The 6736-nt window shown below is 59.1% G+C and carries 6 protein-coding genes and 1 tRNA gene; 6 read left to right on the forward strand and 1 reads right to left on the reverse strand.

Annotated elements, in window-relative coordinates; genetic code table 11:
• Positions 1 to 1140 (forward strand): MFS transporter (locus ACQRCJ_RS11745; RefSeq protein WP_427799866.1); only part of this gene is annotated, 1140 nt, incomplete at its 5' end.
• A 536-nt stretch (positions 1141 to 1676) separates the two neighbouring features.
• On the opposite strand, the gene ACQRCJ_RS11750 is transcribed toward ACQRCJ_RS11745, so the two are convergent.
• Positions 1677 to 1761: transfer RNA gene (locus tag ACQRCJ_RS11750), tRNA-Leu, on the reverse strand.
• A 170-nt stretch (positions 1762 to 1931) separates the two neighbouring features.
• Here ACQRCJ_RS11750 and ACQRCJ_RS11755 point away from each other — a divergent pair.
• The 5 genes from ACQRCJ_RS11755 (at position 1932) to ACQRCJ_RS11775 (ending at position 6605) form a co-directional block, all read left to right on the forward strand.
• Complete coding sequence (locus tag ACQRCJ_RS11755; protein ID WP_303956223.1) at positions 1932 to 2999, forward strand: DUF1786 domain-containing protein; 1068 nt, start codon at positions 1932 to 1934, stop codon at positions 2997 to 2999.
• 33 nt (positions 3000 to 3032) lie between these two features.
• A complete protein-coding gene (locus ACQRCJ_RS11760) occupies positions 3033 to 4331 on the forward strand; it encodes a phenylacetate--CoA ligase family protein (protein ID WP_168935593.1) in 1299 nt (432 codons plus the stop codon).
• Between the two features lie 5 nt (positions 4332 to 4336).
• Positions 4337 to 4948, forward strand: a complete 612-nt coding sequence (locus ACQRCJ_RS11765; RefSeq protein WP_427799867.1) for a DUF456 domain-containing protein — start codon at positions 4337 to 4339, stop codon at positions 4946 to 4948.
• 7 nt (positions 4949 to 4955) lie between these two features.
• Entirely contained in the window at positions 4956 to 5717 is a 762-nt protein-coding gene (locus ACQRCJ_RS11770) for an RNA methyltransferase (protein WP_168935591.1), read from the forward strand.
• A 339-nt stretch (positions 5718 to 6056) separates the two neighbouring features.
• Complete coding sequence (locus ACQRCJ_RS11775) at positions 6057 to 6605, forward strand: flavodoxin family protein (RefSeq protein WP_168935590.1); 549 nt, start codon at positions 6057 to 6059, stop codon at positions 6603 to 6605.
• Positions 6606 to 6736 lie beyond the last annotated feature (131 nt).

Genomic DNA, 6736 nt, shown 5'->3' on the forward strand with positions numbered 1-6736 from the left:
TTAATTTGTATCGCAAACCTTTGCACATGTATGGCTATATATTCAGTAATGCCTGTGCTTCCGTTGTATTTGATCGATGTCCTTCACTGTAAAGAATCGGTGATGGGCATAGGTCTCGCAGCCTTTCCCCTGGTCGCCCTTGCGGTGCGTCCTTTTTCCGGGATGATGTCAGATATGATGGACTGCAAGCGTCTCCTGCTGATTGCTACCACCTGCTGCGCTATCTTTTTCCCTCTGACTTTTATGGCGGCAACGATCTCGCTTTTTATCGGCATACGTTTGTTGCATGGCATAAGCTTTTCCATCATGACCACTTCGCAGGCAACGATGGCAGTCAGCTTTATCCCTGAGAAAAAATTGGGGATGGGGATCGGGGTATTCAGCAGTATGTTGTCGCTGGGGATGATCCTTGGCCCCATGCTGGGCTTGTATGTGACGAACAAATATTCCTATGCCGCTGCTTTTGGCTTGCCCTTTGTCTTTGCCATGCTGGGTACTTTTTTGCAGTTATTCATCACGGCTCCGAAAAAAATACAGGCAGCAAAACACAGAAAGCCTGCCTGGGACATGTTTTTCATGCCGCAAGGCCTCTATGCACTGGCCTCTTTGTTCATTGCAGCCTTCATGCTGGGGATGGTCTCGAATTATACCTCAGTGCTGGCCAGAGACACTGGCATGGATTCCTATGCCAGTGCTTTTTTTCTGCTGATGGGGATAGGGCTCTTGGTGAGCCGTCTGTTCTCCGGCTATATTGTAGATAAAGGCTATCTCGTCATTCTGGTCTGTATGGCGAATCTTGTGGCGCTGGGCGCTGCGTTGCTCCTTACCCGGACGACATCTCCCGTACTTTTTCTGGGATGCGGGGGGCTGCTGGGCATATCTCTGGGGGCTCTTCTGCCCAGCTATCAGACAGTACTTGTATATCTGGCGGACAAGACAAAGCGGGGAGTTGCCAATGCAATGTACTTTATCGGGATGGATAGCGGTATATGTCTTTCCCTCCTGATGGGAGGGATCATCTCTCAGTCATTGGGGATGGATATTGCCTATATGATTGCAGCTTGGGGGCAGCTTGTCTCGCTGGGGATATTCCTCAAATTCGTCGCTCCCCAATATCGGGCTGTGCTTGGTTCCGAATAGGGCGGACAGGCTCTTTTTCTATCCTTCTGCCGCGGGGCGGAGAGGAAGACGGCCTTGGAAGTCGTCCGTATTCACTGACATCCTTTCCCTGCATGGAAGACAGATGCCGGACAAGGATATGCCGCAGCGTGGGAAGATCAGGTACGCCAGGTAACGAAGCATGCAGCAAGGCAAAAAGTCGGCAGGCAAGCAGCTTGGCTTCCTGACGGAAACATGTTCCCAGGCTCAGGCGTATCTCGGCATTCCCCAGACGTTTTTTGGGCAGCAGCAGGCAGAGCACAACGAAAATAGAAGATGCGTCCCACGCAAAGAAGATGCTGGCCGGAACGGCGGGTTGCTGGGTGGGAGTGGCAAGTGCCGTGCGGGTGAGCGGAAGAAGCGGCAGCGGATGGCATTTGAGGCACCTTTTGTACCACCTGTTTGACCCAAATTCGTAAAGGTAGGAAAAACAGGGGATGGGCTGGGCTTGCTGCGCTGCTCGAAACAACCAAAAAAGAAAGGGTTGCGGCTAGTTGCCACAACCCTTGATGTCTTGCTGGTGCCGAGGGCGGGAATCGAACCCGCACGGCGGTTGCCACTACCACCTCAAGATAGCGTGTCTACCAATTCCACCACCTCGGCACAAGTGGAGTGATACAGAAAACAGGGTGGCTTGGCAAGAACTTTTTTGCATTTTTGGAAAAATTTTTTTGAGCAGCCCTGTCGGAAAGGCTGGGGGCTTGCCTTGGGCCCGGCTAACCGGTACACCAAGAAACGGCAAACTTTGCTATTGTTTGGCCTGGAGAAAAACCATGGATGACGGTGTTCGTACTTTTTTACAAAAAACAGGTCCTGTCCTTTGTGTCGATATCGGCAGCGGCACCCAGGATGTCCTTTTGGCCCGTCCGGGACTGGAAGTCCACAACTGGCCACGCTTCGTCCTGCCTTCACCGGCCCGTCTGGCCGCGCAGCGCATTCGTGAGCTGACCCTGCTCAAGCAGCCGGTATGGCTGTACGGTGAAAATATCGGTGGCGGCTTTGGCCTTGCCGTACGTGACCACATCAAGGCGGGTTATGCTGTCTACAGTACCGCCAGTGCTGCCAGCGCCCTGCACGACAACCCTGAAGTCGTCCGCAGCATGGGCGTCCAGGTAGCGGAGCAGTGTCCGGCCGGTGCCGTGCCGGTGCCTCTTTCCGATTATTCCCCGGAATTTTTTGCCGGACTGCTGCGGCAGGCCGGGCTCCCGTTGCCGCATCTGGTACTGGCGGGCTGTCAGGATCATGGTTTTCACCCCAACGGCAACCGCATGGGACGCATGCAGGCCTGGACGGCCCTGCTGCAGGCATCGGCCCTGCCGGCCAACTGGATCTACGAACAGCCGCCGGCGGAATGCACCCGTCTGCTGGCCTTGCAGAAAAAGACTGGCGGCCCGGTGGCGGATACGGGGACCTGTGCCCTGCTGGGCGCCTTGTGCGTGCCGGAAGTCATGAAGCGGAGCTGGCGCGAAGGGATCACCATCATCAATGTGGGCAACAGCCATACGGTGGCGGCGCTGGTCTATCAGGGGCAGGTCCGCGGCATCTACGAGCATCATACCGGCATGCGTACCCTGCAGGAATACCTTGCGGATCTTGAGCAGTTCCGGCGTTCCTGGCTGCCGTGCGAGGAGGTCCTTGCACACGGAGGGCACGGGACGGCATTCGGTCCCTACTGTGAGGAGGCCGGAGGCTACGAACCCACCTATATACTGGGACCGAAGCGGGAATTTTTGCAGGGACAGGGACAGTTCCTGGCCCCGTATGGCGATATGATGCTGGCAGGCTGTTTTGGCCTGCTCTGGGGATGGGCGCACAGGGGCGACGCCGCCGGGCGTTTGTAATTCAAGATGGACAAGCAGCAATAAGGTTTTGACATGGAAGTTTTCGATGCAGCGGAATTGTGGAGCAGGGACCAGATCGAACACACCCAGCTGACGCGCCTCAAGGCCACCGTGGCCCATGTGCGCAAGAGCGAGTTCTATCGCCGCCGTCTGGATGAAGCTGGTGTGACGCCCGAGAGCATCACGTCGCTGGACGACATCCGGCGCATCCCCTTCACCACCAAGCAGGATCTGCGGGACCAGTATCCCACGGGGCTCCTGTGCGTACCGCGCAGCGAGATCGTGCGCATGCACTGCTCCAGTGGTACCACGGGCAGTCCTGTGGCCATCTGCCATACGCAGAACGACATCAATAGCTGGGCCGATCTGATGGCCCGCTGCCTTTATATGGTAGGCGTACGCCGTGACGACGTGTTCCAGAACATGTCCGGTTACGGCCTGTTCACCGGGGGCCTGGGGATCCATTTCGGTGCCGAGCGCTTGGGCTGCATGACCATCCCGGCCGGTCCCGGCAACTCGCGCCGCCAGATCAAGCTGGCCAAGGACTTCAAGACCACGGTCGCCCACATCCTGCCGTCCTATGCGCTCATCCTTGGCGAACATCTGCGCAATATGGGTGAGGACCCGCGCGACTTCCCCCTGCGCATCGCCGTGGTGGGGGCCGAGCCCTATACGGTGGAATTCCGGCGCCGCATCGAAGAACTTTTCGACATGAAGGCCTACAACTCCTACGGCCTCTCCGAGATGAACGGCCCGGGCGTGGCCTTTGAATGCCAGAACCAGAACGGCCTGCATGTCTGGGAAGACGCCTACCTGCCGGAGATTGTGGATCCCAAGACCGGCGAGCCCGTGCCCGACGGCGAGATCGGCGAACTGGTCATGACCTGCCTGTGCCGTCAGGGCATGCCCATCCTGCGTTACCGGACCCGCGACCTGACCCGCTTCCTGCCCGGGGAATGCTCCTGCGGCCGTCATCATCGCCGCATCGACCGCATCCTGGGCCGCGCGGACGACATGTTCATCATCAAGGGCGTCAACGTCTATCCCATGCAGATCGAACAGGTCATCATGACCTTCCCCGAAGTGGGGCAGAACTACTGCATCCTGCTGGAGAACGACGGTATCGGCGACGTCATGCGCGTGCAGGTGGAGATCCGCGACGAGTACTTCGTGGAAGACATGCGCTGCCTGCAGGGCCTGCAGAAGACCATTGCCCAGCGGCTGCGTGACGAGATCCTGGTGACGCCGCGCGTGGAACTGGTGCAGAGTAACAGCCTGCCCAGCAGCGAAGGCAAGGCCGTGCGCGTGTACGACAACCGCGTCAAGAAGTAGCCTGTATGGAAGGATTCATCGCGCTGGTCTCGTTCAGCCTGGCCTATGCGTTCATCGTCCTGCTGGGGCTGATCCTGCTGCTCAACATCCTTGGCCTGCCCGCCAACTGGGTGGTGGTGCTGCTGGTGGTGCTGTGGAAGTTCCTGCACCCGGCCGCCGGGGCCCTGGATGTCTGGTTCTGGATCATGTTCCTGGGCCTGGCTGTCCTGGGCGAGGTGCTGGAAATGGGCGTGCAGGTCATGAATGCCAAACGGCACGGCTCCAGCACGTCCGGCACCGTGGCCGGTATGGTGGGGGCCATCGCCGGGGCCATCTTTCTGGCACCGCTCTTTTTCGGGCTGGGGGCGTTCATCGGGGCTCTGGTGGGCGCCTGGCTGGGCTGCCTGGTCATGGAACTGCTGCGTGGCCGTCCCGGCAAGGAGGCCTTTGATGCGGCCTTCGGCACCATGATGGGGCGTTTTCTGGGAACGGTCTGCAAACTGGGTACGGGCAGCGCAATGGTCGTGCTGACGGCCCACCGCATCTGGCCGGATATGGCCCCAGTACCGCCGCCGTTGCGTCCTGTGGTGCCGGAACCCGGGCAGGTCGTGATGCTGCTGAAGAACTGGCTGTGTTGAGGTGATCATGTCACTGGATTTGTTACAAGTTGTTTTGGTTCAGACGCGCTTTCCCGAGAATATCGGCATGGCTGCCCGCGCCTGTGTGAATATGGGCAGCCACAGCATCCGTCTGGTGGCGCCGGAGCGCTGGGACAGGGAAAAAGCCCGTCCTCTGGCCACTCCCAAAGGGCAGGGCGTGCTGGATGACGTCCAGGTCCTGCCGGACGTGTCGGCTGCCGTGGCGGATTGCTCGCTGGTCATCGGGACGACGGCCCGGACAGGTGGCTGGCGGCGTTCCCTGCTTTCCCCCGAGCGGGCCGCGGGAGAAGTGGCCCAGGCCCTGGAGCGGGGAGAAAAGGTCGCCATCGTGTTCGGCCCTGAGGATCGGGGGCTGGATAATGATGCCATCCAGCATTGCCAGCGGCTGGTGACCATCCCCACCAATCCCGAGGCCAGCTCCCTCAATCTGGCGCAGTCGGTATTGCTGCTGCTGTATGAGTGCGCCAAGGCCGTACGGGCCCGCCAGCATGAGGCTGCCGGGGAAAAGGCTCCGGCGGAGGGCGGCTCCGGCCGCGTCATCTCCTCTGCCGACTACGAGCGTCTGCTGGACAATCTGAAGGACATGCTGCTGCGTCTGGATTGCCTGCACGGGGACAACCCGGATTATTTCCTGATGCCGTGGCGGCGCCTGCTGGCCCGGGCCCAGGTGCGGCGGCATGAATACGACGCGCTGATGGGATTGTGCCGTCAGGTTCGTAACAAGCTGGATGGCGGCAACAAAGCCTAGTCGCCCGACAGCTGCAACCATGCTCCATGAACAGCCCCTGAGAAGGGGCTGTTTTTGTATCCTGCATCCTTACAGGGTGCTCCGCGCGGCGGGCAAAAACAGCAAAGGATATGACTGCCGGGCTCCCCGGCTCCCGGAGATTACGGAGCAGGGGCGGGGAGAATCTTTGATCCGGCCCGGGAAGGACAGAAGGGGAGAGGAAGGCACGGCGGTCGTCCCCGGAACTTTTGATGAAAAACGGTTGACGAACGGGCCTTCAAAGAAGACCATCTGCCCGTTCACGTGGCCGGCCGCTGTCATCTGTCTGTGTCCCGGTCAGAGCCAAAAGGAGAAAGATCCATGAGTGGGAAAAAAGTCCTCGTCATTTCTTCCAGCCCTCGCCGGATGGGCAATTCTGATCTGCTGGCCGATGCCTTTATCGAGGGAGCTCGGGAAGCCGGTCATACCGTGGAAAAGATAAACCTGCATGACAAAAAGATCGGTTTTTGCAAGGGCTGTCTCGGGTGTCAGAAAACGCAGCACTGCATCCTCCGGGACGATATGGATGACATCCTGCCGCGCATGCAGCAGGCCGAGGTGATCGCTTTTGCCAGCCCCGTGTATTTCTATTCGCTGTGCGGGCAGCTGAAGACCCTGCTGGATCGCACCAACCCCCTGTTTGCCGGGGACTATGCTTTCCGCGACATCTATTTGTTGGCCAGTGCTGCCGATACGGACGAAAAGACCATGGAAGGCCCCAAGAAAGCTATGGAGGGCTGGGTGGTCTGTTTTGAAAAGACCCGGTTGTGCGGCGTGGTGCAGGCGCTGGGCGTGACGGAATCCGGCGACATTCGGAAAACGCCTGCGGCCCTGGATGCTGCCCGCGATATGGGCAGGGGCATCCGCTAGGACTTTGCCTGTCTGCCGGATCCTCTGGCAGCAGAAAAGGGCAGGGGACAGTGGCCTCCGTGTGTCTGTCTTGGCAGGCACCTTCAGGAGCGGCTGCTGTCCCCTGTTTTTTTAGAAAAGACCTTGTTTAG

The sequence above is a fragment of the Desulfovibrio sp. SGI.102 genome, from assembly GCF_050314315.1.
Taxonomy (GTDB): Bacteria; Desulfobacterota; Desulfovibrionia; order Desulfovibrionales; family Desulfovibrionaceae; genus Desulfovibrio.